This is a genomic window from Protofrankia sp. Cas3 (assembly GCF_963555955.1).
Taxonomy (GTDB): domain Bacteria; phylum Actinomycetota; class Actinomycetes; order Frankiales; family Frankiaceae; genus Protofrankia.
This window is the reverse complement of sequence record NZ_CAUVXP010000044.1, coordinates 1-22,991: the sequence shown is the minus strand read 5'-3', so window position 1 is coordinate 22,991 and position 22,991 is coordinate 1. Positions and strand designations below refer to the sequence as shown.

At 69.8% G+C, this 22,991-nt stretch carries 20 protein-coding genes; 7 read left to right on the top strand and 13 right to left on the bottom strand.

Annotated features, from left to right (window positions below; translation table 11 throughout):
* Window positions 1-200: 200 nt before the first annotated feature.
* The 4 genes from gatB to gatC all read right to left on the bottom strand — a co-directional run bounded on the left by gatB (window position 201) and on the right by gatC (window position 3,987).
* Window positions 201-1,700, bottom strand: a complete 1,500-nt coding sequence (gatB, locus tag U9983_RS10855) for an Asp-tRNA(Asn)/Glu-tRNA(Gln) amidotransferase subunit GatB (protein WP_322753896.1) — start codon at window positions 1,698-1,700, stop codon at window positions 201-203.
* Between the two features lie 14 nt (window positions 1,701-1,714).
* Window positions 1,715-2,080 carry a hypothetical protein gene (locus U9983_RS10850; RefSeq protein ID WP_322753886.1) on the bottom strand — a complete coding sequence of 122 codons (366 nt, stop codon included), beginning with the start codon at window positions 2,078-2,080 and terminating at the stop codon, window positions 1,715-1,717.
* A 111-nt stretch (window positions 2,081-2,191) separates the two neighbouring features.
* On the bottom strand, window positions 2,192-3,679 hold the full coding sequence (gatA, locus tag U9983_RS10845; RefSeq protein ID WP_322753885.1) for an Asp-tRNA(Asn)/Glu-tRNA(Gln) amidotransferase subunit GatA: 1,488 nt from the start codon (window positions 3,677-3,679) through the stop codon (window positions 2,192-2,194).
* 11 nt (window positions 3,680-3,690) lie between these two features.
* Window positions 3,691-3,987 carry an Asp-tRNA(Asn)/Glu-tRNA(Gln) amidotransferase subunit GatC gene (gene gatC / locus U9983_RS10840; protein ID WP_322752035.1) on the bottom strand — a complete coding sequence of 99 codons (297 nt, stop codon included), beginning with the start codon at window positions 3,985-3,987 and terminating at the stop codon, window positions 3,691-3,693.
* A gap of 319 nt (window positions 3,988-4,306) precedes the next feature.
* Here gatC and U9983_RS10835 point away from each other — a divergent pair, with 319 nt between their 5' ends.
* Together U9983_RS10835 and U9983_RS10830 are read left to right on the top strand one after the other, a co-directional pair.
* Window positions 4,307-5,953, top strand: a complete 1,647-nt coding sequence (locus U9983_RS10835; RefSeq protein WP_322753884.1) for a glutamate--tRNA ligase — start codon at window positions 4,307-4,309, stop codon at window positions 5,951-5,953.
* A 116-nt stretch (window positions 5,954-6,069) separates the two neighbouring features.
* The gene (locus U9983_RS10830; protein ID WP_322753883.1) at window positions 6,070-6,792 is read left to right on the top strand and encodes an ACT domain-containing protein; all 723 of its coding nucleotides are present in this window, start codon (window positions 6,070-6,072) and stop codon (window positions 6,790-6,792) included.
* Between the two features lie 29 nt (window positions 6,793-6,821).
* Here U9983_RS10830 and ligA read toward each other — a convergent pair whose 3' ends face one another.
* From ligA to mftF, 6 genes are all read right to left on the bottom strand, one after another.
* A complete protein-coding gene (ligA, locus tag U9983_RS10825; RefSeq protein ID WP_322753882.1) occupies window positions 6,822-9,020 on the bottom strand; it encodes an NAD-dependent DNA ligase LigA in 2,199 nt (732 codons plus the stop codon).
* A complete protein-coding gene (locus tag U9983_RS10820; RefSeq protein WP_322753881.1) occupies window positions 9,017-10,057 on the bottom strand; it encodes a methionine synthase in 1,041 nt (346 codons plus the stop codon). Before U9983_RS10820 ends, ligA begins: the two co-directional genes overlap by 4 nt.
* A 63-nt stretch (window positions 10,058-10,120) precedes the next feature.
* Window positions 10,121-11,221, bottom strand: a complete 1,101-nt coding sequence (gene mnmA, locus U9983_RS10815; protein ID WP_322751506.1) for a tRNA 2-thiouridine(34) synthase MnmA — start codon at window positions 11,219-11,221, stop codon at window positions 10,121-10,123.
* A gap of 5 nt (window positions 11,222-11,226) precedes the next feature.
* Window positions 11,227-12,423 (bottom strand): cysteine desulfurase family protein, encoded by a 1,197-nt coding sequence (locus U9983_RS10810; RefSeq protein ID WP_322753880.1) that lies wholly within the window; start codon window positions 12,421-12,423, stop codon window positions 11,227-11,229.
* A gap of 98 nt (window positions 12,424-12,521) precedes the next feature.
* Window positions 12,522-13,283, bottom strand: coding sequence for an enoyl-CoA hydratase (locus tag U9983_RS10805; protein WP_322753879.1), 762 nt, complete (start codon window positions 13,281-13,283; stop codon window positions 12,522-12,524).
* A 23-nt stretch (window positions 13,284-13,306) separates the two neighbouring features.
* Complete coding sequence (gene mftF / locus U9983_RS10800) at window positions 13,307-14,806, bottom strand: mycofactocin biosynthesis glycosyltransferase MftF (RefSeq protein WP_322753878.1); 1,500 nt, start codon at window positions 14,804-14,806, stop codon at window positions 13,307-13,309.
* 12 nt (window positions 14,807-14,818) lie between these two features.
* Between mftF and mftA the strand changes: the two genes are divergently transcribed.
* From mftA to mftC, 3 genes are read left to right on the top strand one after another with little or no spacing between them, the layout of a single operon-like run.
* The gene (gene mftA / locus U9983_RS10795) at window positions 14,819-14,944 is read left to right on the top strand and encodes a mycofactocin precursor MftA (RefSeq protein WP_322753877.1); all 126 of its coding nucleotides are present in this window, start codon (window positions 14,819-14,821) and stop codon (window positions 14,942-14,944) included.
* 55 nt (window positions 14,945-14,999) lie between these two features.
* The gene (gene mftB / locus U9983_RS10790) at window positions 15,000-15,302 is read left to right on the top strand and encodes a mycofactocin biosynthesis chaperone MftB (protein ID WP_322753876.1); all 303 of its coding nucleotides are present in this window, start codon (window positions 15,000-15,002) and stop codon (window positions 15,300-15,302) included.
* The gene (mftC, locus tag U9983_RS10785; RefSeq protein ID WP_416211342.1) at window positions 15,289-16,473 is read left to right on the top strand and encodes a mycofactocin radical SAM maturase; all 1,185 of its coding nucleotides are present in this window, start codon (window positions 15,289-15,291) and stop codon (window positions 16,471-16,473) included. Before mftB ends, mftC begins: the two co-directional genes overlap by 14 nt.
* A 7-nt stretch (window positions 16,474-16,480) precedes the next feature.
* Here the strand turns inward: mftC and U9983_RS10780 are convergent, their stop codons facing one another.
* From U9983_RS10780 to U9983_RS10770, 3 genes are all read right to left on the bottom strand, one after another.
* Complete coding sequence (locus U9983_RS10780) at window positions 16,481-17,842, bottom strand: cation:proton antiporter (RefSeq protein WP_322753875.1); 1,362 nt, start codon at window positions 17,840-17,842, stop codon at window positions 16,481-16,483.
* 99 nt (window positions 17,843-17,941) lie between these two features.
* Window positions 17,942-19,828, bottom strand: coding sequence for an NAD(P)/FAD-dependent oxidoreductase (locus U9983_RS10775; protein ID WP_322753874.1), 1,887 nt, complete (start codon window positions 19,826-19,828; stop codon window positions 17,942-17,944).
* Window positions 19,829-19,861: 33 nt separating this feature from the next.
* On the bottom strand, window positions 19,862-20,932 hold the full coding sequence (locus U9983_RS10770) for a hypothetical protein (protein WP_322753873.1): 1,071 nt from the start codon (window positions 20,930-20,932) through the stop codon (window positions 19,862-19,864).
* A 165-nt stretch (window positions 20,933-21,097) separates the two neighbouring features.
* Between U9983_RS10770 and U9983_RS10765 the strand changes: the two genes are divergently transcribed.
* Both U9983_RS10765 and U9983_RS10760 read left to right on the top strand, forming a co-directional pair.
* On the top strand, window positions 21,098-21,814 hold the full coding sequence (locus U9983_RS10765; RefSeq protein WP_322753872.1) for an RraA family protein: 717 nt from the start codon (window positions 21,098-21,100) through the stop codon (window positions 21,812-21,814).
* Complete coding sequence (locus U9983_RS10760; protein ID WP_322753871.1) at window positions 21,811-22,926, top strand: class I SAM-dependent methyltransferase; 1,116 nt, start codon at window positions 21,811-21,813, stop codon at window positions 22,924-22,926. Before U9983_RS10765 ends, U9983_RS10760 begins: the two co-directional genes overlap by 4 nt.
* Window positions 22,927-22,991 lie beyond the last annotated feature (65 nt).

Genomic DNA, 22,991 nt, shown 5'->3' with positions numbered 1-22,991 from the left:
GGGCGCGGCCAAGTCTACGGACGGCCACGCACCTCCAGCCCCACGACACGCCGAGGGCTGTCACAAAAATGTGGCATTACCGTCGCGTACCGTTCGAGCGGTAGGTGAAAATCGCCGCCCTGGTAACCATTTCCACCTATGACCAACACCGATGGTCGCCAGGCGTAGGTGGGAAATGTCACCAGATCGACAGATTCCACCTACTCCTTCAGGCGCTCCAGCAGGAGCGTGCGGGTGGCGTTCGCATCGGCCTGACCCTTCATGGCCTTCATGACGGCGCCGACCAGCGGGCCGACCGCGTTCAGCTTGCCGCCCCGGACCTTGTCCGCGATGGCGGGCTGGGCGGCGATGGCCGCGTCCACCGCCTGCGAAAGTGCACCGTCGTCCGACACCAGCTTCAGGCCGCGGCTGGCCACCACCTCGTCCGGTGCGCCCTCGCCGGCGAGAACGCCGTCGATGACCTTACGGGCGAGGGCGTCGGTGAGCTCACCCGCCGCGACCAGCTCCGCGATGCGGGCGACATCCATCGGCCCGATCGCGAGGCCCGTCGGTGGTACGCCCGCGTCGGCGGCCCGGCGCGCGAGCTCGTTCAGCCACCACTTGCGGGCCGCCTCGGCCGGCGCGCCCGCCGAGATGGTCTCCTCGACCAGGTCGAGAACACCCGCATTACGCATCTTCACGATGTCGCTAGGCGAGATGCCGTGGTCGACGGCAAGGCGGGCGCGCCGCTGCGCCGGCAGCTCCGGAATGGTCGCCCGGACCGCGTCGACGTACTCGTGGGTCAGCGCCAGCGGTGTCAGGTCGGGCTCGGGGAAGTACCGGTAGTCGGTCGCCTCCTCCTTGGATCGGCCGGTCGACGTCGTACCGGACGCCTCGTCGAAGTGCCTGGTCTCCTGGACGATCCGAAGGCCCGCGTCCAGGCGACCCGCCTGCCGGACGATCTCGTACCGGACGGCCCGCTCCACCGACCGCAACGAGTTGAGATTCTTGGTCTCCGAGCGGGTGCCGTAGGGTGCCACCGGCTCGCCGGGCGCCGGACGCCGCCGCAACGAGACGTTGGCGTCGCAACGCAGCGAACCCTGTTCCATGCGGACGTCGGAGACGGTGAGCGCCCGGCACAGCTCACGCAGCTCGTCGACGTAGGCGCGGGCGACCTCCGGTGAGCGGACGTCCGGCTCAGTGACGATCTCGACGAGCGGGATCCCGGCCCGGTTGTAGTCGACCAGCGAGTGCGTGGCCCCGTGGATGCGCCCGGTGGCCCCACCGACATGCAGGGACTTGCCGGTGTCCTCCTCCATGTGGACGCGGGTGATGCCGACCCGATGGATCTTCCCGTCAACCTCCACGTCGAGCCAGCCGTTCTCACACAGCGGCTCGTCGTACTGGCTGATCTGGAAGTTCTTCGGCATGTCCGGGTAGAAGTAGTTCTTACGCGCGAATCGGCACCAGGACGAGATCGAGCAGTTCAGCGCAAGGCCGATCATCATGGCGAACCGCACGGCGGCCTCGTTGACCACCGGCAGCGATCCGGGCAGCCCCAGGCAGGTCGGGCACACCTGGGTGTTGGGCTCCGCGCCGAACACCGTGGAGCAGCCGCAGAACATCTTCGAGGCGGTGCCGAGCTCGACGTGTGTCTCCAGCCCGATCACCGGCTCGTAGCGGGCGACGGCGTCGTCGAAGGTGGGGGTCGTGACCGCCACGCTGGCCGGGGATGTCAACGCAGGTGCTCCTGTTCAACCGGGTCCGCCCGACCTGACGAGCCTGGCGAATCTGACACGCTCGATGAATCTGATGGACCGGACGAGCCGACCTGGGTCGGGGTCGAGGCCGGGGTCGAGGTCTCGGTCGGGGTCAAGGTCTCGGTCGGGGTCGAGGTCTCGGTGTCCTCGCGCGGCCGGTGGAGGCCGGTGTCACGCAGGTGGATCCTGGTGGCGAAGGCGGATCCGGCGACGCCGAGCACGCCCCAGATGATCAAAATCGGCGAGACCGCCGCGATGCCCACCCCGAGCACGGCCAGGCCCAGTACCCAGACCGCCACCAGCGGCGCCCGATCCGCCCGCCTGCTACGTAGCGCAACCATCAACGTCTCCCCTCGTTCCGCACATCTCACAACTCATCAGGCCCAGTGTCCCTCCGAGTCTCGCCGGGGCCGCCCGGACGGGGAACGGGCCGCCGTCGCGCCTTCCGGCCCCTACAGGGCCGGGGCGTCGTCGAGGAAGGGATGGCCGCGGGCGGCGTCGAGAGCTGCCTCCAACGCGCCGCCGACCTGGTAGAGCCGGTCATCCGCGAAGGTCGGCGCCATGATCTGAAAACCGACCGGAAGCCCGTCGGCCAGGCCGATCGGCAGGCTCATCGCCGGCCCGCCGGCCAGGTTCGACGGGATCGTGCACAGGTCGGACAGGTACATCGCCACCGGATCGTCGATCTTCTCACCCAGCCGGAACGCGACGGTGGGCGTGGTGGGTGAGACCAGCACGTCGACCCGTTCGTAGGCCGCGGCAAAGTCCTGGCTGATCAGCGTTCGGACCTTCTGCGCCTGACCGTAGTAGGCGTCGTAGTAACCCGACGACAATGCGTAGGTCCCCAGGATGATCCGCCGCTTGACCTCGGCCCCGAAGCCGGCACCGCGGGTGCGGGTCATGACCTCCTCGGCTCCGGCCTCGCCGTCGTCACCGATCCGCAGGCCGAACCGCATCGCGTCGAAGCGGGCCAGGTTGGACGAGCACTCGCTCGGCGCGATCAGATAGTAGGCGGGCAGCGCGTAGGTGAAGTGCGGGCAGCTGACCTCGACGACCTCGGCACCCAGACCGACCAGCACCTCAAGAGCGTCGGAGAAGCGCGCCCGCACCCCGATGTCGTAGCCGTCCCCGGACAGTTCCCGGACTACGCCGATCCGCACGCCGCGCAGATCACGGCTGGCGGCGGCGGCCACCACGCCGGGTACCGGCAACTCGATGCTGGTCGTGTCCAGCGGGTCGTGACCGGCGATGGCGGCATGTAGCAGAGCCGCGTCGGTCACCGTGCGGGCCAGCGGCCCGGCCTGGTCCAGCGAGCTCGAGAACGCGACGAGGCCGTAGCGGCTCACCCCGCCGTAGGTCGGCTTGACCCCGACCAGCCCGCACACGGCCGCGGGCTGGCGAATCGAGCCGCCGGTGTCGGTCCCGATCGAGATCGGCGTCTCGAAGGCGGCCACGGCGGCTGCGCTGCCACCGCTGCTGCCGCCGGGGATGCGATCGGTGTCCCACGGGTTGCGGGTCGGCCCGTAGGCGGAGTTCTCCGTGGACGACCCCATCGCGAACTCGTCCATGTTGACCTTGCCGATGATCACCACGCCGGCGGCCCGCAACTTCGACACCACTGTCGCGTCGTACGGCGGCTTCCAACCCTCGAGCATTCGACTACCACAGGTCGTCGGCATGCCGCGGGCAGTGAGTACGTCCTTGAGCGCCAGCGGGACGCCCGCGAGCGGTCCCAGGCGCTCCCCCGCGGCCCGGCGCCGGTCGACGTCGCGAGCCGCGGCAACGGCACCGTCGACGTCGACGTGCAGGAACGCGTTGATCCGATCGTCGACCTTCGCGATCCGGTCGAGCGCGGCCTGGGTCGCCTCCAGGGCGCTGAGCTCACCCGCGGCGATCGCGGCGGCGGTTCGGGCGGCGGAGAAACGGATGACGTCGGTCACGGGAGGTACCCTCACTCGTCCAGGTCGAGGATGCGCGGCACCCGGAAACGGCCGCCTTCGACGGCGGGCGCGCCGGCGAGCGCGTCAGCCTGCGACAGCGACGTGCGGGTGATGTCAGCCCGGAACACGTTCGTCAGCGGGACGGCATGGGTCGTCGGCGGGATGTCACCCGCCGCTACCTCCGCGACCCGGGCGACCGCACCGATGATCACGTCGAGCTGAGGGGCGAGCGTGTCGAGCTCCTCGTCGGACAAGGCCAGCCGCGACAGGCGGGCAAGATGGGCGACCTCGTCCCTGGTAATCGCCATACCGGTTACGACCCTCTGACTTCCCGGTGACCTTGCGGCCACGTCTGTGTCTGCTGACCGCCGAGTCCCGTGCCTGCCGACTCGCGGATGACGCTGTGGTCATCGTACGGGCCGGCGCGCAGGGGCACCCCCTGGCCTGGCGACCCCCACCACCTTGGAGAAACCGCGCCGCATGCCTGACACGCCCTCCACCGGGGGGGACCCGGTGCCCGCTAGCATCGCAGACGGGCCTGCGGGTAGTGCCCACCACGGGACCGCCTGGCGACGGTGATCACCGCGGTTTCAGAACTGTCCAGCGCCCGTGGAGGTACCCACTGCAATGCTTGACCGCGATGAGATTGACGCGCTGTATCCGGCCGACCTACCCGGCCCGGAGCACTGGGAGGAACGGTACCCGCCGAGGAACCTGACGCCGGGCGCGATGGTCACCCGTTTCTGCCCGAGCCCAACGGGCTTCGCCCACCTTGGCGGGGTCTATGTGGCGATCCTGGACAAGGACCTCGCACGGCAGTCCGGCGGCGCCTACTTCATCCGGATCGAGGACACTGATCAGGCGCGAACTGTGGAGGGCGCGACCGCACAGTTCGACGCGGCCTTCGGCTACTTTGGCGTCAGTTCGGACGAGTCCGACCAGACCGGCGCCTACGGCCCCTACACGCAGTCGGACCGGGCCCGGATCTACCTGACCTACATACGCGAGTTTCTCCGCGCAGGCAAGGCATATCTGTGCTTCGCCACGAAGGAGGAGCTGGGTACGGCCACCGAGGAACAGCGCGCCAAGAAGGTGCCCACCGGCTACTACGGCCGCTGGGCGACCTGGCGCGATGCCGCCGACGAACAGGTACGCGAGCGGCTGGCCGCCGGACAGCCTTACGTCGTGCGGTTCCGGTCGCCGGGCGAGCCGGGCAGGATCACCTTCACCGACCTGGTGCGCGGCCGCCTGGAGGCGGACGCGAACCGCAACGACATCGTCATTCTGAAGAGTTCCGACAGCCTGCTGCGGTTGCCGACGTATCATTTCGCGCACGTCGTGGACGACCATCTGATGCGGGTCACTCATGTGATTCGAGGCGACGAGTGGCTGTCCTCGGTCCCGGTGCACCTGCAACTGTTCGACGCGGCGGGTTTCGAGCGCATTCCGTACGCGCACATCGCACCGCTACTGAAGGTGGACGGCTCGGGAAAGCGGAAACTGTCCAAGCGCAAGGATCCCGAGGCGTCCGTCGAATTTTATATCAAAGCGGGCTACCCGGCGCCGAGTGTGCTCTATTACCTCCGCGGGCTGATCAACGGGCGGTTGGCGGAGATGGCGCTGACCGAAGCGCTGACCGCCCCACTGGGTCTGGCCGAGTGCGGCGTGTCCGGCGCGCTGGTGGATCTGGTGAAACTGGAGGACATCGCGGCGGACTACGTCGCGACTCTGCCGAGCCGGGATGTCCTGGACGAGGTGCTGACGTGGGCGGACACCCACGACACCGAACTGGCGCATGCTGTCCGCGCCGAGCAGGACCTCGCCGTGCGGGCACTGGACATCGAGCGGACAGGCGTGGACAACCCGCGCAAGGACCTGCGCAAGTGGTCGGATTTCCGGTCGATCTACGGCTACTTCTTCACCGCCCTGTTCGAGCCGGTGGCCGATCCCGGGGACAGCAGGTTCGGCGGCCTCGCACCCGATGTGGTGCGGCGGCTGTGCGCGGATCTGCTGCGTGTCTACCAGGACCTTTCCGACTCGGACGGCTGGTTCGACCAGATCCGCGTGACGGCCAGGGACAACGACTTCGCGGCAAGCGTCAAGGAGTACAAGAGCGACCCCGGCTCCTACGTCGGATCAATCCGGGAGGCGTCCCAGGTGGTCCGCGTGCTGCTCACCGGCTCCACCCGCAGCCCTGCCCTCCACTTGGTCGCGGGTGCGCTGGGCGAGACCGAGGTGCGCAAGCGGATCGGCGCCGTTCTCGGCCCCAGCTGAACGGGCAGCGGCCCTGCTCACAGCAACGATCGACGCCAGGACGGTGACCAGCAACGATACCTGCCTGTGATTTTTGCGCTACAGCACCGACACCTCCAAACTGCATTCTTGGCCACATGTCGTATCTGCTTCGCCTCGTCCTGCCGGACCGCCCCGGCGCCCTGGGCGCGGTCGCGACCGCGCTGGGCCAGGCTGCCATCGACATCGTCAGCCTGGACGTCGTCGAACGCGGCCCGAACGGCGCCGTGGACGACCTCGTCGTCGCGCTCCCGCCGTACGGGCTCGTCGACACCGTCCTGACCGCCGTGCAGTCCGTGCCCGGGGTGAGCGTGGAATCCCTGCGCCCGTACCTGTCCGGCGGTGCCGGCATTCAACATGACCTGGACCTCGTCGAAGCCATGACCTCCCGGCCCGACGAGGCGCTGGCCGTCATGACCGAGTTCGTCGGGGCGGTGTTCCATGCCGACTGGGCCGTGCTGCTGGAGCGGGTCGGGCCCGACGATCTGCGGGTTGTGGAGACCTCCGTGGGCGCCCCGGATCTCGGTGGCGGCGACCTCGCAGTCCCGGAGCGGGTGCGATCCACGCTGTTGTGGCTGCCGCTGGACCGCGCGCAGCGGCTGGACCGCCACGCGGGCTGGCTGCCTCCGCGCTGGACCGCGCTCGACATGGAGCTGGCGGTCGCGCCGGTGGGAGGTCCGGACCGGGCGGTTCTGATCGGACGGCCGGGCGGCCCGGCGTTCCGGGCGTCGGAGGTGCTGCGTCTCGCGCATCTCGCCGGCATCGCCGCGACGATCGCGCACAACAGGGATGTCTCGCTCGCCGCGCAGGGAACGGGTTGACGAGCCGAGTCGGCGTCACCAGCTGGCGATCACCCGCCCGGATCGTCGTCGGCCGGTTGGGCGGGACGGGCGTGCGCGCCGGCGGCCTGCGGCCCGGCGTCGAGCAGCACGGTGAACCCGGCCTCGTCGAGGATCGGGAGTTTCAGTGCCCGCGCCTTGTCGTACTTGCCGGCCCCGGGGTCGGCACCGACGACGACAAAGGTCGTCTTCTTGCTCACCGAGCCGGTGACCTTGCCACCGCGTGCCTGGACCGCCTCGGCGGCGGAGTCGCGGCTCCAGTCGGTGAGAGTCCCCGTGATCACAACGGTGACACCGCGCAGCGGACCCGGCCCGTCGTCCGCGCCGACGTCGGCCAGGCGCGCCCCACCGGAGCGGATCCGTTCGAGGATCTCGCGGTGGCGGGGATCAGCGAACCAGTCCGCCACGGCCGCGGCGATGGTCGGGCCGACACCGTCGACGGCAGCGAGAGTTTCGGTGGATGCGGCGGCGAGCGCGTCCACCGACTGCATCTCCCGTGCCAGCGCCCGCGCCGCGCTCGGCCCGACATGGCGGATGGACAGGCCGACCAGCAGCCGCCAGAGCGGTTGACCCCGAGCCTGCTCCACCCCACGCAGAATCTGATCGATCTTCTTCTGGCCGAATCCGCGCAGTCCGTCGAACGACTCGGGGCTCAGGTGGAAGACATCGCCCACGTCGTGCACGCGGCCGGCATCCAGCAGGGCGATCGCGGTCTCATAACCGAGCCCGTCGATGTCCAACGCGCCCCGGGAGGCGAAATGAAAGATCGACTCTCGTAGCTGCGCGGGGCAGGACACCGCGTTCGGGCAGCGGATGTCGACCTCGTCGGTGGGTCGCACCAGTTCGGTGTCGCACTCCGGGCAACGGGTGGGCATGACAAAGGCGCGTTCGGAACCGTCCCGAAGGTCGGCAACCGGACCGACGATCTCCGGGATCACATCGCCGGCCTTGCGGACCACGACGGTGTCGCCGATCAGCACCCCTTTGCGCTCGACCTGGTCGGCGTTGTGCAGGGTGGCGAGCCCGACCGTCGAGCCCGCGACCTTGACCGGCTCGAGGCGGCCGAACGGGGTGACCCGGCCCGTACGGCCCACGTTGACCTCGATGTCGAGCAGCTTGGTGGTCACCTCCTCCGGCGGATACTTGTAGGCCACTGCCCAGCGTGGCGACTTCGAGGTGGCGCCGAGCCGGCGTTGCAACCCGAACGCGTCGACCTTCACCACCACTCCGTCGATCTCGTGCTCGACGTCGTGACGGTGCTCCCCCCACCGACGGACGAACGCCTCGACCTCGGCGACACTGCCCACCACCTCGTGGTGATGGGAGACGGGCAGGCCGAGTTCGGCCAGCCGGCTGTATGCCGCGGACTGTGCCTCGACGTCAAGACCCTGGTGGGTACCGAGCCCGTGGACGGTCATGGACAACGGACGCCTGGCCGTGACCCGGGGATCCTTCTGCCGCAGCGAGCCGGCGGCGGCGTTGCGCGGATTGGCGAACGGCTTCTCGCCCGCCGCGACCAGGGTGGCGTTGAGCTCGGCGAACGCCGCCGTGGGGAAGAAAACCTCGCCCCGGACCTCCAGCAGCACCGGGATACCCGGCCCACGCAGGCGGGTCGGCACCGCCGAGAGGGTGCGGATGTTCGGGGTGACGTCCTCGCCGACCCGCCCGTCGCCGCGGGTGGCCGCCCGGACCAGACAGCCGTCCTCATAGACCAGGTCGACCGCCAGCCCGTCGATCTTCAGCTCGCACAGCCAGGCCTCGACGTCGGTGTCCCGGGTCGCCCGCAGTGCCCAGGCCTCAAGCTCGGCATCGGTGAAGACGTTGTCCAGCGAGAGCATCCGTTCCAGATGCTCGACCGGCGTGAACAGCGTCGTGAAGGAGCCGGCGACCTTCTGGGTCGGCGAGTCCGGGGTGCGCAGCTGCGGGTACCGGGTCTCGATCTCCGCCAGCTCACCCATGAGCTGGTCGTATTCAGCATCGGAGACGGTCGGTGAGTCCAGCACGTAGTAGCGGTAGGCGTGCTCGTCCAGCTCGAGGGCCAGCTCCGCGGCGCGCACCCGTACCTGTGCGGGCAGCTCCTCGACAAGCGAGCCGACGTCATCGACAACCGGATCGGGATCCGGGCCGGGATCCGGGCCGGGATCCGGGCCGGGATCCGGGCCGGGGGCCGTCCCGGTCGCGTCCGGACTCGGCGCAGCGGGCGCACTCATGTCGAATCGTCGGCCAGCGCCCGCCCCGCCTCTCGGCAGCGTCGCAGCGCCACCCGTGCGTAGGCGGGTGTCGCACCCGCGAGACCGCAGGTCGGCGTCACCGCGACCACCTCCCGAAGCTGCTCGGACGAGAACCCCAGCCGGCGCCACATCGACCGGACCGGCTCGACGGTACGGCCGACGTCGGACAGTTCGGTGTCCCGCGCCGGCACCACGCCGAGCATCAGCGCGACCCCCGCCTCGACCGCCTCGCCGATCATGTCGTCATCGGCGGGGGTGAGCAGGGTCGCGTCCACGCTCACGAAGGCAGCACCGGCCTGACGCACCAGGCCGACCGGGGGTGATGCCGTGCAGCAGTGCACCCCGGCCGGCACCGCGACGCCGGCGAGCAGGACACCGGCGAGCAGGTTGCGCAGCCGCTCGGTGGCAACACCCTCCTCGACCGCCGGCAGCGCCCCGAATCCGCTGGGCGTACGGACCTGACCGGCGAGCACCGCCGGCAGACCCGGCTCGTCGAGCTGGACGATCAGGCGGGCACCGGGCAGGACGCTCGCGATCTGCCCGAGGTGGCGGGCGATGCCCTCCGCGAGGGCCTCGGCGATGTCCCGGGCGGCCCCGGCGTCCTTGAGGGCCTTGTGCCCCCGCTGCAACTCGACGGTGGCGGCGAGCGTCCAGGGGCCGGTGACGGCAACCTTGAACGGTCCGGTGTAGCCGGCGGCGACCTCGCCGAGCGCGTCGAGGTCGCGAGCCATCAGATCACGGGTGCGACGCAGGTCGATGCCGGGACGCGGCACCAACCGCCACCCGGACGGCTGCAGGTCGACCGGCATGTCCGCGAGCAGACCCGCGGCACGCCCGATCATGTCGGCGCCGGCGCCGCGGTCCGGCAGCTCAGGCAGGTGCGGCAGGTCGCCAAGCTCGTCGAAGACCAGCCGGCATGCCTCGACCGGGTCCGTCCCCGGCAACGACCCGACCCCGGTCGCCGCCCCGGGCTCCCACAGCCGGGTGCTGACGGGGGTAGCAGCTGACTGTGTCATGAGGTCATGGTCATCGTCATGTGGTCATCCAAATCATGATCGAAACTTCCCGGATGCGAAGGATCAGAAACCAGGCCGGCCGGCACCGCGCGGGCCGGAACCGGACTCGCCAGCACCCAACCGGCGGATATGACCCCCGCCCAGGACCCGATCACCGTCGTAGAGGACGACGGCCTGGCCGGGCGCGGTACCGCGGACCGGTTCGTCCAACCGCACGTGCAGCTCGTCCCCGACGGCCTGCGCCGTGGCCGGGACCGCCCGCCCGTGTGCGCGGACCTGGGCCGTGCACACCACCGGACCCTCGTACGGCCAGACCACCGGGTCTGCGACGAGGCTGTGGACGTCGAGTGCCTCGGCCGGGCCGACCGTCACCGTGGCGGTGACGGGCGCGATGTCGAGGACGTACCGCGGCTTGCCGTCGGGCGCGGGCCGGCCCAGGCGCAGACCCCGACGCTGCCCGATGGTGAAGGCGAACGCCCCGTCGTGCTCCCCCACGGTCTCGCCGGTGACGGCGTCCACCACCGGCCCTGGCCGCGATCCCAGCCGTTCACGCAGCCACCGGCCGGTGTCACCGTCGGCAATGAAGCAGATGTCGTGGCTGTCGGGCTTGTCCGCAACCGCGAGACCGCGTCGAGCGGCCTCGGCCCGGACCTCGGTCTTCGTCGTGTCCCCCAACGGGAAGATCGCATGCGCGAGCTGCTCGGGGCGCAGCGTCCCCAGTACGTAGGACTGGTCCTTGTCCGGATCCACCGAGCGGCGCAGCACCGCGCCGGACAGCTGGGCGTGATGCCCGGTGACCACCGCGTCAAAACCCAGCGCCAACGCCCGGTCCAGAACCGCCGCGAATTTGATCCGCTCGTTGCACCGCACACACGGGTTCGGCGTCCGACCGGCCTCGTAGGCGGTCACGAACTCGTCGATGACGTCCTGTTCGAACCGGTCGGCCAGGTCCCACACGTAGAAGGGGATGCGCAGGACGTCGGCGGCGCGGCGGGCGTCGCGGGCGTCCTCGACGGTGCAACAGCCACGGGCGCCGGTCCGGTGTGATTCCGGGGATTTCGCCAGCGCCAGGTGCACGCCCGTGACGTCGTGGCCGGCGTCGACCGCACGGGCGGCCGCGACCGCCGAGTCGACCCCGCCGGACATGGCCGCGAGTACCCGCATCCCACTCACCCCCCGGATCGTCCGGACAGGCCGGACAGCGCTCCGGCGCGGCGCGCCCTACCCACCACCGGCATGATCACCCGCACCAGGGCGTCCACATCGGCACGCTCGGAGGTGCGTCCCAGGGAGAAGCGCAGCGAACCGCGGGCGCCGGCCTCGTCCACGCCCATGGCCAGCAGAACGTGTGACGGTCGGGCGACCCCGGCCGAGCAGGCCGAACCGGTCGAGCACTCGATCCCGTGCGCGTCGAGCAGCAGCAACAGTGAGTCGCCCTCGCAGCCGGGAAAGGTCAGATGAGCGATCCCGGGGAGGAGCCCCGGACCCGGGGGCGCTCCGTTCACCACCGCGTCCGGTACCGCGGCGAGCACCCGTGCGACCAGATCGTCACGCAGGACTGCGAGGCGCTCCGCTTCGACGGGCCGTTCACTGACCGCCGAGGTCGCGGCCGCGGCGAACGCCGCGACTCCCGGCGTGTCGAGTGTTCCCGACCGTACATCGCGTTCCTGCCCACCGCCGTGGGTCAACGGTGCCAGGGCCAGACCCCGGCGCACCAGCAGCGCGCCCATGCCGATCGGGCCGCCGAGCTTGTGGGCGCTGACCGTCAGCGCGTCCGCACCGCTGTCCTCGAACGACACCGGGATCGACCCGACCGCCTGGACTGCGTCGGTGTGGAACGCGATCCCGTAGCCGTGCGCAACCGCTGCAAGCTCCGCGATCGGCGACACCGTGCCTACCTCGTTGTTCGCCCACATGACGCTGACCAGCGCGACGCTGTCGGGATCACGGGCGATCGCCGCGGCGAGGACGTCGGGGTGCACCATCCCGGTGGCGTCCACGGGCAACAGCTCGACCTGGGCGTCCTGCGCCTCGGCCAGCCAGAACACGGCGTCGAGGATGGCCCGGTGCTCGATCGCGCTGACCAGTACCCGGTGCCGGCGCGGCGCGGCCGCCCGCCGCGCCCAGTACAGACCTTTGATGGCCAGGTTGTCGCTTTCGGTCCCCCCAGCGGTGAAGACGACCTCGGACGGACGGGCGCGCAGCGCCGCGGCGAGCGCCTCGCGCGACTCTTCAACTACTCTGCGCGCACGACGGCCGCTGGCGTGCAGCGACGACGCGTTCCCGGCCTCAGCGAGCGCCGCGGTATAAGCAGCCACGGCCTCAGGACGCATCGGCGTGGTCGCCGCGTGGTCGAGGTAGGTCACATCACTGAGGATATCCGCGTGTCGCCACCGTACCCCTGGAGACAACCAAGGTCGGCAAGCCGACGCCACGCTATGGCCCGTGTAGCGCCCGACCCGCGCTACCCGACCTGGCCTCGGCCGCGCTCGATCACCGCGCTGCGCCGTCGGGCCACCTCGCCGGCATCCAACGAACGCCGACGTGCGACATCCTTCTCGTTCGCGATCGCGTCGGTGACGGTGCCGAACTCCGACTGGCGATACATGGCCCGGATGTCAGCGAGATCCCCCGCGGGGATGGTGGCGATGTTCGCGGCGATCTCCAGAGCCCGCGCCAGCAGAGTCTCGTGTGCCACCACCTCGTTGACCAGACCGATCCGCAGCGCCTGCGCCGCATCCACGTAGTTGCCCGTGAACGACATCTGACGTGCCCAGGCGAAGCCGACCGCCTGGGGTAGCCGCCAGGTCATCCCGCCGCCCGGCATCACGCCGACCCGCGCGTGGGTGTCGGCGAACCGCGCGCGCTCCGAGGCGATACGGAAGTCGCAGCACAGCGCCCATTCCAGGCCACCGGTCACGGCCGCCCCGTTGATCGCTCCGATCAACGGCCTGGTGGTCGCCAGCACCTGATCGAAGGGTATTTCGTCCCAGTTCGCAGCCTCGCTGAACCTGCCCTGGCCCACCGCGACGAGGTCCAGGCCGGCGCAGAAGGCCGGGTCGGCACCGGTGAGGACGATCGCCCGCACATCGTCCCGGGCGTCGAGGTCGACGATCGCGGCTCGCAGCTCGCCGATCAGTTCAGGAGTGATCGCGTTACGGACCTGGGGACGGTTCAGCGTGACAACCGCCGCGGGCGGGCGGACATCGACTAATACATTGGCCATATCGCCTGAGCATGCCGGCCCGTTCACCCGGACGCACCCGATCCGAAGATCGGACGCAGCGGGACGGCAGGGCGCAGCGGGAGCGTGGTGCGGGCGTGCAGACAACCCCACCAGACCCCGGCGCAGTAGGCCGCGTCGTCCGCCATCCGCAACGCGACGTAGGGGACGAGCCCGACATCCGGACGTTCTCGCCACCAGTCCCACGCGGTCGGTATGGTCGCCGCGACCAGCAGGACACGACGGCCGGGCCGACCCGCACCGAAGGCCAGCAGCGGCAGCCACACGCGCCGCGCGGTGTCCGCGGCAGCCCAGCCTGCATGCTGCCGGCCCCGGGCGACCAGGACCGCCGCGTGGAGCCCGGCCCGCGGCACGGGCGTGCGCAGGCGGGTGAACGTCCGGCGCAGGCGCCAGGCGCTGACCACCGCGCCGACCCCGGCAGTGGCGGCGACCGCGGCAACCGCGGCAGCGGACCCGGTCGCGACGACGACACCCGCCGCGACACCGGCCGCAGCGCCCCGCACTGGCCGCAACGGCTCGGGATGGCGCAACGCGAGCGCTGCCGCGGACGATCCGTAGCCGACCCGCTGCCTGACCCAGCCCCGCCAGGACGACCGGGGCTGGTGGAGCACCACCGCGGCCGGTTCGTAACGCACCGACCAGCCGGCCGCGGTCAGCCGCCACACCAGGTCGACGTCCTCGCCGTAGCGCATCGCCGGGTCGAAGTCGGCCAGCTCCCGGCGGATCAGCAGCGCCGCGGCCGGCAGGTAGGAGATACGGCTGCCCGCGCGGACCGGACCGGGCCGCAGGCCCAGGTCCAGCGGCGACCGGGACATCTCGTACCGGGCGCGCAGTGCCCGGTGTGGCGCTGAGGCGACCCGCGGGGCGACCAGCGCGACCATCGGGTCGGCCAGCTGCGGGAGCAGCCTGGTGAGCCAGTCCGGGCCGGGCAGCACGTCGGAGTCGACAAAGGCGACCAGCGGGGTTGCCGCGGCTCGCGCCCCGGCCATGCGGGCGGACGCGGGCCCCAGCGGCGAGTCATGCCGGATGACGCGGACACCGGCCCGCCGCGCGACCGCGCCGGTTGCGTCGGTGGAGCCGTCGTCCACGACGATGACCTCCCGGCAGGTCCCGGTGACGGCGGCGAGCAACCGCGAGAGCTCCGCCGCCCGGTCGCGGACCGGGATGACAAGGGTGACGTCATCCCGACCAGGCACGCCCGGCCGACCCGCGGTCGGTGGCACGGGATCGGCGTGCCCGGCGTCCACCAGCCGGCGGGCGAGCATACCCGCGCCGGCGCCGGCCGCCGTCACCGTGGCACCGGCCGCGAGCGCATCGAACACGGCCGCGCCAGCGCGACTCAGGGTGAGCAGCCGTAGCGGCGATCCGCCCAGCAGCACCCGACCACGCGACAGGACCCGCAGGTCCGGTTCACACTGAACCGAGAAGCAGTCGGGTAGCGGGGCAGGCGCGGGCCCGGGCAGCCGGCTACCGTCACAGTTCGTGTTTCCGTCCGTATGACGCACAGGAGGAACCGTATGGATTCCGTCGACGTCGACAGCGACCGTCCCATCGCCGCAGCCGAGGTGCCGACAATCGAGCCGGTGCTTGAGGATCTCCTGGTTGAGGACGTGTCCATCGACGGCATGTGCGGCGTCTACTGATCAACCAGCCACCGACATCAAGCGGACACAGTCGAAGACGGCGACGCAAGCACTGATGCCCTCACCCCCGCACGCCGCCGCGCCGGTCGCGACCGGCGCCTTTGACCGCGACCGCGCCTACGAGCTGCATCCGAAGGTCGCGCTGCGCCCGGAGCGGTTCGGCGCGCTCGCCTACTCCTATGACACCCGACGGCTGTCCCTGTTGAAGGATCTCGATCTGCTCGCCGTGGTGCGGGCACTCGCGGACCAGCCCTCCGCGGATGCCGCACTCGGCGTGGTACCCACAGCGAAACGGCCGGCGGTGGAGCGGGCACTGGCCCGCCTGGTGGAAACGGGGTTCATCCGTGAGCGTCACTGAGCTGGCCGGGCAGGCACCAGCGGCGGTAGCGAGCCGGTCGTTGCAGGACGAGCTGCGCCGTGGCCTCGACGCGCCGATCTGCCTGACCTGGGAGTGGACGTATGCCTGCAACCTGGCGTGCGTCCACTGCCTGTCGTCCTCCGGTCGGCGCGACCCCCGCGAGCTGACCACCGACCAGCTGCGCTCGGTCGTCGACCAGCTTGCCGACATGCAGGTCTTCTACGTCAACGTCGGTGGGGGCGAGCCGATGACCCGGCCCGACTTCTTCGAGGTGCTGGAGTACTGCGTCGACCATGGTGTCGGGGTCAAGTTCTCCACCAACGGCGGGATGATCACGTCGGAGAAGGCGCGGCGGCTCGCCTCACTGGATTACGTCGACGTCCAGATCTCCCTGGATGGCGCGGACGCGATGACCAACGACCCGGTCCGCGGTACCGGCTCCTATGATCGGGCCCGCGCGGCCATGGATCACCTCGCCGCCGCCGGATTCGGCGCGTTCAAGCTGTCCGTGGTCGTGACCAGGCACAATGCGAGCCAGCTCGACTCGTTCGAATCGCTGGCACGGGACTACGGCGCCGAACTGCGGATCACCCGACTACGCCCGTCCGGTCGGGGTCGGGACTCCTGGGCCGAGCTGCACCCGACCGCCATCCAACAGCGCGACCTGCATTCCTGGCTGCTGGCCCGGCCGAACGTGCTGACCGGCGACTCGTTCTTCCACCTGGCGGCCTACGGCCAGTCCCTGCCCGGGTTGAACCTGTGCGGCGCCGGGCGGGTCGTCTGTCTGATCGACCCGGTCGGGGACGTCTACGCCTGCCCGTTCGCCCTGCACGAGCACTTCCGCGCCGGCAGCGTGCTGGACGCTGGCGGGTTCGCGGCGGTGTGGCGGGGGTCGGAGCTGTTCACCGAGCTACGGGAACCGGGCAGCGCCGGGGCGTGCGCATCCTGCGGGCACTACGACGCGTGCCAGGGTGGCTGCATGGCGGCGAAGTTCTTCACCGGCCTGCCACTGGACGGCCCCGACCCCGAATGCGTCCTCGGCCACGGCGAGGCCGCACTGGCCGCGGTGAACCCCGCGAGCCTGCCCGCCGTCGACAACGACCACAGCAAGAACGACCGCAGTCGCAACCCAGGCGCCAACCGCCTGCTCCCCCTGTCCGTCCTGCGCTGAGACCCGCTCACACTTCCTGGCGACGGCTTCCAACGTCCGGCCCCGGAATGTGCACCCCTGTGTCGGCAGCGGGGCCCAGCTGCCGACACAGGGTCTGGTCGGCGGTCTGCTCGACCCGTCGCATCGTGATCCGCAGGATCGGCGGAGTCATTACGGTGGTGACAAGCGCCACCAGGACCACCACCGTGTAGACCGCCGTGTCCAACACCCCGAGGCGAAGCCCCACCGCGGCGACCACCAGGCCGATCACCCCTCGGGCGTTGAGCCCTGCGCCGAGCGCCAGCGCCTCCCAGTGGCCGAGCCGGCTGGCCCGCGCGCCGAGGTAGACGCCGCCGAACTTGCCCGCGACGGCGAGCAGCAGCACCACCAGTCCGGCGGCGAGGACCGACAGATCAGTGAGCATGCCGAGGTCGACCCGTAGCCCGGCAGTGGCGAAGAAGATCGGGGCCAGTACGGTGAGCACCACCCTCCGCAGCGGCGCGACCCGGTCGGGGATGAAGTCCCGACTGGACCCGACAACGATGCCGGCGATGAAGGCGCCGAAGATCGCCTCAAGTTTCAACGCATCCGTCGCCGCAGCCGCGGCAAGGATCAGCACCGTGACAACCGGGATGCAGCCGCTGCCGTCCCGCGCCGCCCCGGCGAACCGAAGTGCGGCCCGGACCACCGGCCGGCCGGCCACCAGGGCGACCAGCACGGTGCCCAGCACGCTCACGACCGGCACGGCGATGTCACCGCCATGCACGCCTGTGGTCGCCATCGCCGACACCACCGAAAGCATCGACCATCCGACCGCGTCGTCGACCGCGGCCGCGGCCAGGGTGAGCTGGCCGACGTTACGGTCCAACAGGTGCATGTCGATAAGGATCTTCGCGGCGACCGGAATCGCGCTGACACCCAGCGCGACACCAAGAAACATCGCGAACACCGGCCGATTGGCGCCATCGGCGACGAACGAGTCCGGCAGCAGCAGCCCCCCTGCGACACCGAGGCCCACTGGAATCAGCAGCCCGGTGAGGCCGACTCGGGCGACGGTCAGCCTGCGGCGGCACACCAGCCGGATGTCCATCTCCATCCCGGTTAAACCAACCAGCAGAATCACGCCGAGCTGACCGACGGCGTCGAGGAGATGGAACTGATCAGCGCGCGCAGGCAGCAGCCAGCCGGCGAAACCGGGCGCTAGCGTGCCGAGCAGGGACGGCCCGAGCAGCACACCGGTGACCAGTTCACCTGCCACGGCGGGCATTCCGAGCCGCATTGCCGCCCGGCCCAGGAGATGGGCCAGCCCGAGCAGGACTGCGATCTGGAGCAGGAAGACGAGAAGCACCTGCGACGACAGCGTGGCCACGGGACCGGACGCGTAGGCCATCACTACTCCTGCCAGGAGGTCAGGCGGAAATCTAAACGGACGGACCGCGAATGGAGCCGTGACGTAGTTTCCGACCTCGATCAGCCCCGGTTTTCGACGTCATGACTCCGTTCGTGCCTGCCGACGCCCGCCACCGAGCCGGTGCAGCGCCTTCAGCCGCGCAGTGTCGGCCGCGTCCAGCGCGTAGCAGGTGAGAAACAGCGTCGCGAGCAGGGGAGCGCGCAGGTTCAGCACGAGCGAGAACCGCTGCGACGCGGTCAGCGGCAGCGCGTTGACCCACGAGCGCGCCCACGGCTTGCGGAGCTTCCTCGGGGCGACGAAGTCCGGCCCAGAGATCTCCACCTGCGCCGAGCTCGGCTTGCCGAGCAGCCGCCATGTACCACGCGGCAGGCAACGGGTTAGCGACAGCTGGCAGAACACGCTGGGGCCCGTGATGCCGTGCTCGAGCCGCCACCGGGCCCGCTCGCCGAGCTTGGCCTGAAAACGTTCCACTCGACGACGGAACGCCTGTTCCGACATCCAGTGCCCCAGCTGTCCCCTCGAATAGAACAGGCGGGCCTCGCAGAACTCCCGGTGCTTCCTGCTGGTCTCGTCCTCCTTGGACGTGTCACCGCCGGTCGCCGCCAGCCAGTTCGTCCAGCGGTACCGGGCGGTCCCGGTCGACCAGATGACCGCCCAGTCGAGCATGTGCGACAGCAGGAAGAAGCGTGGGTCGGCAATGGCGCCGCTGTACTTCTCCTGGACGAAGCTCCTGATGGTCAGCCAATCCTCAAAGGTGGCCTTGTTGACCCGGTCGATGTAGCCGGTGTCGAGGCAGGCGCGCCGGAGGTCCTTCTCGATGATGTTCGAGACATGCCACATGGTCTGGAAGGACTGGCCCAGTCCCTGGCTGTAGTAGGCATCGATGATCGATGACGCGTCGCCGAGCATCGCGTACCGCCTGGAGTGGACGAAGGTGTCCGTCACGTGCTGCACGTTGCGGTACATACGGAACTCGAGCAGGTTCTCCCGGCCGAGCACTCCGTTGAAGACGGGGTATTCGGCCAGTGCCGCGAAGAACCGATCCTTGGGATCACCGTTCTTCGGCAGCTTTTTCTGGTCGTAGGTGATGCCGACGCTCACCCGGCCTCCCGAGAGCCGGATCACCCAGATCCAGTGGCCGTCGCCCCACAGGTGCAGGGTGTACAGGTCTCTGCGGGTGGAGGTGCCGTCCTCGGTGGTGTACCGCCACACCGGTTCGAACATCTCGTCAGTGATGCCGGCGAACTGCCCCCACAGAGCCGTGGTCTGGAAGCCGTCGTTGAGCACCCGTGATTCGGCGCGGTGGCCCAGCTTGCTCGCCAACATCCTGGTTCGTCCGGAGCAGTCGATGACCCAGCGGGCGTGGACACTGCCCTGTGTCTTCGCGGAGTGGTCGGTCCAGGTCACCAGATGCGCGTCGGTGTCGGTCTGCGCGATCTCGACGCCGGTCACCCGGGCGGCGTCGAGGAAGCGGATGTTGTGTCTGCTGTACACGGACTTACGCAGGAGGTCTTCCGTGTCGGGCCGGCAGATCTGCTGGTCGACCACCAGAGCACGAAACGCGAGCTTGTTTTTCGCGCTCTTATATAAGTAGTGGTCACGGAAGTCGTTGGGCATCTCCCGCAGCGTGAACTCCGACATGGCGGCGACGACCCACTCCGACTTGGGTCGGAACTCCCGCTGACCTTGGACGCCATAGGTAAACCAGACGCCCAGCTTGACGAAACACTCGTCGTTGAGGAACTCGTCGAGCTCGCCGATTATACGAGGAACTCCAGTGGAGACCAGGAACGACTCGCCCACCTTGTAGCTGGGTTTTTGGTTGACCACGTCGTCGATGACCGTCACGTCCATCCCGCGTTTCGCCAGTCCCAGTGCGGCGAGCAGTCCAACCATGCCCGCGCCTACCACCACCACCTCGGTGCGCGTCTCTTCCATCGTCGCCGGGCGCGAAAGGCTGTCCATGTGCTGCTCTCCTCAGGTCATGCTTGTTGCGGCTCAGGCTGTTGCGGCGGCCCCGAGCATGCTGCGGGCATAGCGATCCAACGCACCGCCCTCACGCAGGAACAGACGGGGGGCCACCAATTCGCATTCCAGCAACTGCAGGGCGCCGTCCGGGGCGGGCAGGGTATCGATCCGTGCGTACCGCAGCTGCTCGAACCATGAGCACAGCAAGCTATGCAGCTCCTCGGCCCAGGCGATGTGTGCGGGTATGGCCTCGACACGCTTGTTGACGCCGCCGAAGGACTCGTGCGCGATCCAGCCGTTCTCGGCAACCGACTTAGCGATCGCATGGCTGTACCTCCCGCCGATGAAGACGAAGGACGTCTCGCCGCGAGTGGTGATCTCATCGACGAAGGGCTGCACGCTCACTCTCGTCATCGCGGTCAGCTCGGCGAACCGACGCTCGGCGCTACTCCCGGCCACCGCGTCGGGATGATCGGGCAGCGTGAGGTGTGGATGGTCGGCGGTGGGGTCGGGGTCATCAACCGGGATTTCGACCCGGGTTACCCGGAAAGCGTTCCAGCCACGAGCCGACAGCGTCGGCTTGACCACGGCGCGCCGCCACCCGGTCCGGTCCAGGATGGCGTGGAGGGTGGCCGCCGTTCCCCGAGGCACCCACTCGGTCGGCACAACAGGGACCCCGGCGTCGGCGAGTCTGGGAAGATAGTCGAACTTGTCCAACCCCCTGGCCACGAGTCCGGGCGGGTTGACCACCGGAAGGCCGCCGGGAGCGTTCGCCCTCACCCGCGCGCAGAGCGCGTCGATACGCGGGATCAGGTCCGGCTCCAGGTGGAAATAGCGCAGCATGCGTAGGCTCAGCAGGTCGATGCCGCTCCAGTCGGTATAATCTGCATCGGCGAGTTTGACGATCTCCACATCCGTGTCGTGCCGGGCGAACGCGGCCTCCACATCGGGAAGGTCGTCGTGTGGAACCGTGAGACAGAGGTACGCGATTCGGCGTCGTCGAGTCACCCGGATTCCCTCCGCTGTCGGAGTCGGACGGCCGACGGTGACGATCACCGTGGCAACGACGCAGACGTTACGGGAACCGTCCCGGTCGGACATCCGTGTCGAGGCCGGAGCTAAGGTCAGATGACACTGAAGTAACGGATGGGTATCCACGACACGCGATGCCGCCGCCGGCCCCCGGTCGCCGCAATCCTGCCCAGTGCCCTGAGTTTGGCGCCGGAATCTTGTCCCGGACGGCCGCGACGAAGCACTGTCCGAACCGTGGATGTAGACGAGGTGCCAGACCCGAATTCACCCGATGACGTCAGCGGCTCCCTGCTGCGGAGCCTGAACGACACCGTTACCTGTTCGACGATCGCCGACGCGATGGACGCCCTCCATCGTGACGGCGCGGTGACCGGTCTGCGTCGGCTGACCGGAAGCGGACTCGTCGTGGGGCCCGCTTTCACCCTGCGCTACGAGGCCGTGTCCGCGGATTCGCCGGGCACCATCGGCGACTTCGTCGACGACGTGCCCGCCGGGGCCGTCGTCGTGATCGACAACGCGGGCCGCGACTGGTGCTCGGTGTGGGGCGACCTGGTCACCACAGTTGCCCATGCGCGCGGCGTCGCGGGCACGGTGATCGATGGAGCCTGCCGTGACGTCGCGGGCAGCGCCGAGATCGGCTACTCGATCTGGGCGGCGGCCACGTGCGTCAAATCCGGGCGCGGCCGGGTCAGGCTGGCCGCTATGCAGGAGCCGATCACCATACGGGGTACCTCCGTCACTCCAGGAGACTGGGTGTGTGCGGATGAATCGGGAATCGTCGTTGTCCCGGCCGAGATGGTCGACACCCTCGCCACCGAGATCCGCCGGATCGATGATCTGGAGGGCCGGGTACTCGCCGCGGTGCGGGCGGGCGGCCTGCCGCTGTCCGAGGCCCGAGCCGCCAACGGCTACCACCGCCTCGGCGCCCCCGCGCAGGGAGGCCGGGCATGACGGGGCATGGGGCCGTCACGGGGGAATCGGCCCGCGGAGTACACCGACCCGCCTGCGCGGTCCCGAGGCAGGGCATGACGGGGCATACCCTGCCTCGGATTGTCACGGGGGACCAGCGATCCCAGCTCCGGGCGTTACGGGAGACCTGGCCGCACGTGTACGCGCTGATCGACGAGGAACGCGCCCTCGCCTTAGCGACTGACGGGGAGCGTGACGACTTCGGTTCCGCGGAGAATGGCGGCCGAGGCGAAAGTTACGTCGACGCCCAGCAGGCGCACCCGGAGGCGCGGATCATCGGTATCCGGCACCTCATGGCCCTGGTGGTCGGCCCCACAGGCGGCGATCGGCCGGTCGTTCTGGACCTGCTGGGCGGCGATGGGCTGCTCCACCGGGTCTGCCTGCGTCCCGATATGCCCGACGCGACGGTCGTGACCTGTGACGCGGCCTCGTTCATGGTCGCTCGTGCGTGGGCGGCGGGTGTTCCGGCGGTCTGGCAGCGCGCTCAGCGACAGGTGTTCCGTTCGGGAAGCGTCGACGGTGCGCTCCTCGCATACGGAAGCCACCACGTGCCGGAGCCGGAGAGACAGGATGTGGCCGACGAGGCGTGGCGGGTACTGCGGCCCGGGGGCAGGTTCGTGCTGCACGACTTTGCCGAAGGGTCGCCCGTGGCGACCTGGTTCCTGGATGTCGTGGACAAACAGTCCGTGACCGGTCACCGCTACGCGCACTTCACCGCTGACCAGATGCGGGAGTGTCTCGTGCGCTCCGGTTTCTGCACGGTGACGACGAACTGGATGTTCGACCCGATCGTGGTGACCGGGACCTCGAAACGGGCGGCGCGGGCCGCGCTGGGCCGCTACCTGGTGCAGATGTACGGGCTGGACAAGCTGGTGGCGGCCCATGGGCACGAGGGCGCCTCGATGGTGGCGTTCGAACTCGCACGCCGGATATTCCGGTTCGACGGCATTGGAAACGGCATGGGCGACGGCATGGGAGACCATGTCGGTGAATGCGTCGTCGAGCGGTTGGGCCCGTCGGAATGGCGGTGCGTCCTGCCCCGCTTCGCACTGGTCGCCGTCGGGAGGAAGCCGGAGCCGCCCGGGACGGCGTGAGGCCGTCGCATCAGGTCACGTCGCTACCGGACCGCCGTCCCGGTCAGCCGGCCGTTCATGTTCTT

Bases quoted from the DNA above. Each gene is read 5' to 3' on its own strand.
- U9983_RS10850 (WP_322753886.1), bottom strand. From the start codon at position 2,080: ATGGTTGCGCTACGTAGCAGGCGGGCGGATCGGGCGCCGCTGGTGGCG.
- gatC (WP_322752035.1), bottom strand. From the start codon at position 3,987: ATGGCGATTACCAGGGACGAGGTCGCCCATCTTGCCCGCCTGTCGCGG.
- U9983_RS10835 (WP_322753884.1), top strand. From the start codon at position 4,307: ATGCTTGACCGCGATGAGATTGACGCGCTGTATCCGGCCGACCTACCC.
- U9983_RS10830 (WP_322753883.1), top strand. From the start codon at position 6,070: ATGTCGTATCTGCTTCGCCTCGTCCTGCCGGACCGCCCCGGCGCCCTG.
- ligA (WP_322753882.1), bottom strand. From the start codon at position 9,020: ATGAGTGCGCCCGCTGCGCCGAGTCCGGACGCGACCGGGACGGCCCCC.
- U9983_RS10820 (WP_322753881.1), bottom strand. From the start codon at position 10,057: ATGACACAGTCAGCTGCTACCCCCGTCAGCACCCGGCTGTGGGAGCCC.
- mnmA (WP_322751506.1), bottom strand. From the start codon at position 11,221: ATGCGGGTACTCGCGGCCATGTCCGGCGGGGTCGACTCGGCGGTCGCG.
- U9983_RS10805 (WP_322753879.1), bottom strand. From the start codon at position 13,283: ATGGCCAATGTATTAGTCGATGTCCGCCCGCCCGCGGCGGTTGTCACG.
- mftA (WP_322753877.1), top strand. From the start codon at position 14,819: ATGGATTCCGTCGACGTCGACAGCGACCGTCCCATCGCCGCAGCCGAG.
- mftB (WP_322753876.1), top strand. From the start codon at position 15,000: ATGCCCTCACCCCCGCACGCCGCCGCGCCGGTCGCGACCGGCGCCTTT.
- U9983_RS10780 (WP_322753875.1), bottom strand. From the start codon at position 17,842: ATGGCCTACGCGTCCGGTCCCGTGGCCACGCTGTCGTCGCAGGTGCTT.
- U9983_RS10775 (WP_322753874.1), bottom strand. From the start codon at position 19,828: ATGGACAGCCTTTCGCGCCCGGCGACGATGGAAGAGACGCGCACCGAG.
- U9983_RS10770 (WP_322753873.1), bottom strand. From the start codon at position 20,932: ATGTCCGACCGGGACGGTTCCCGTAACGTCTGCGTCGTTGCCACGGTG.
- U9983_RS10760 (WP_322753871.1), top strand. From the start codon at position 21,811: ATGACGGGGCATGGGGCCGTCACGGGGGAATCGGCCCGCGGAGTACAC.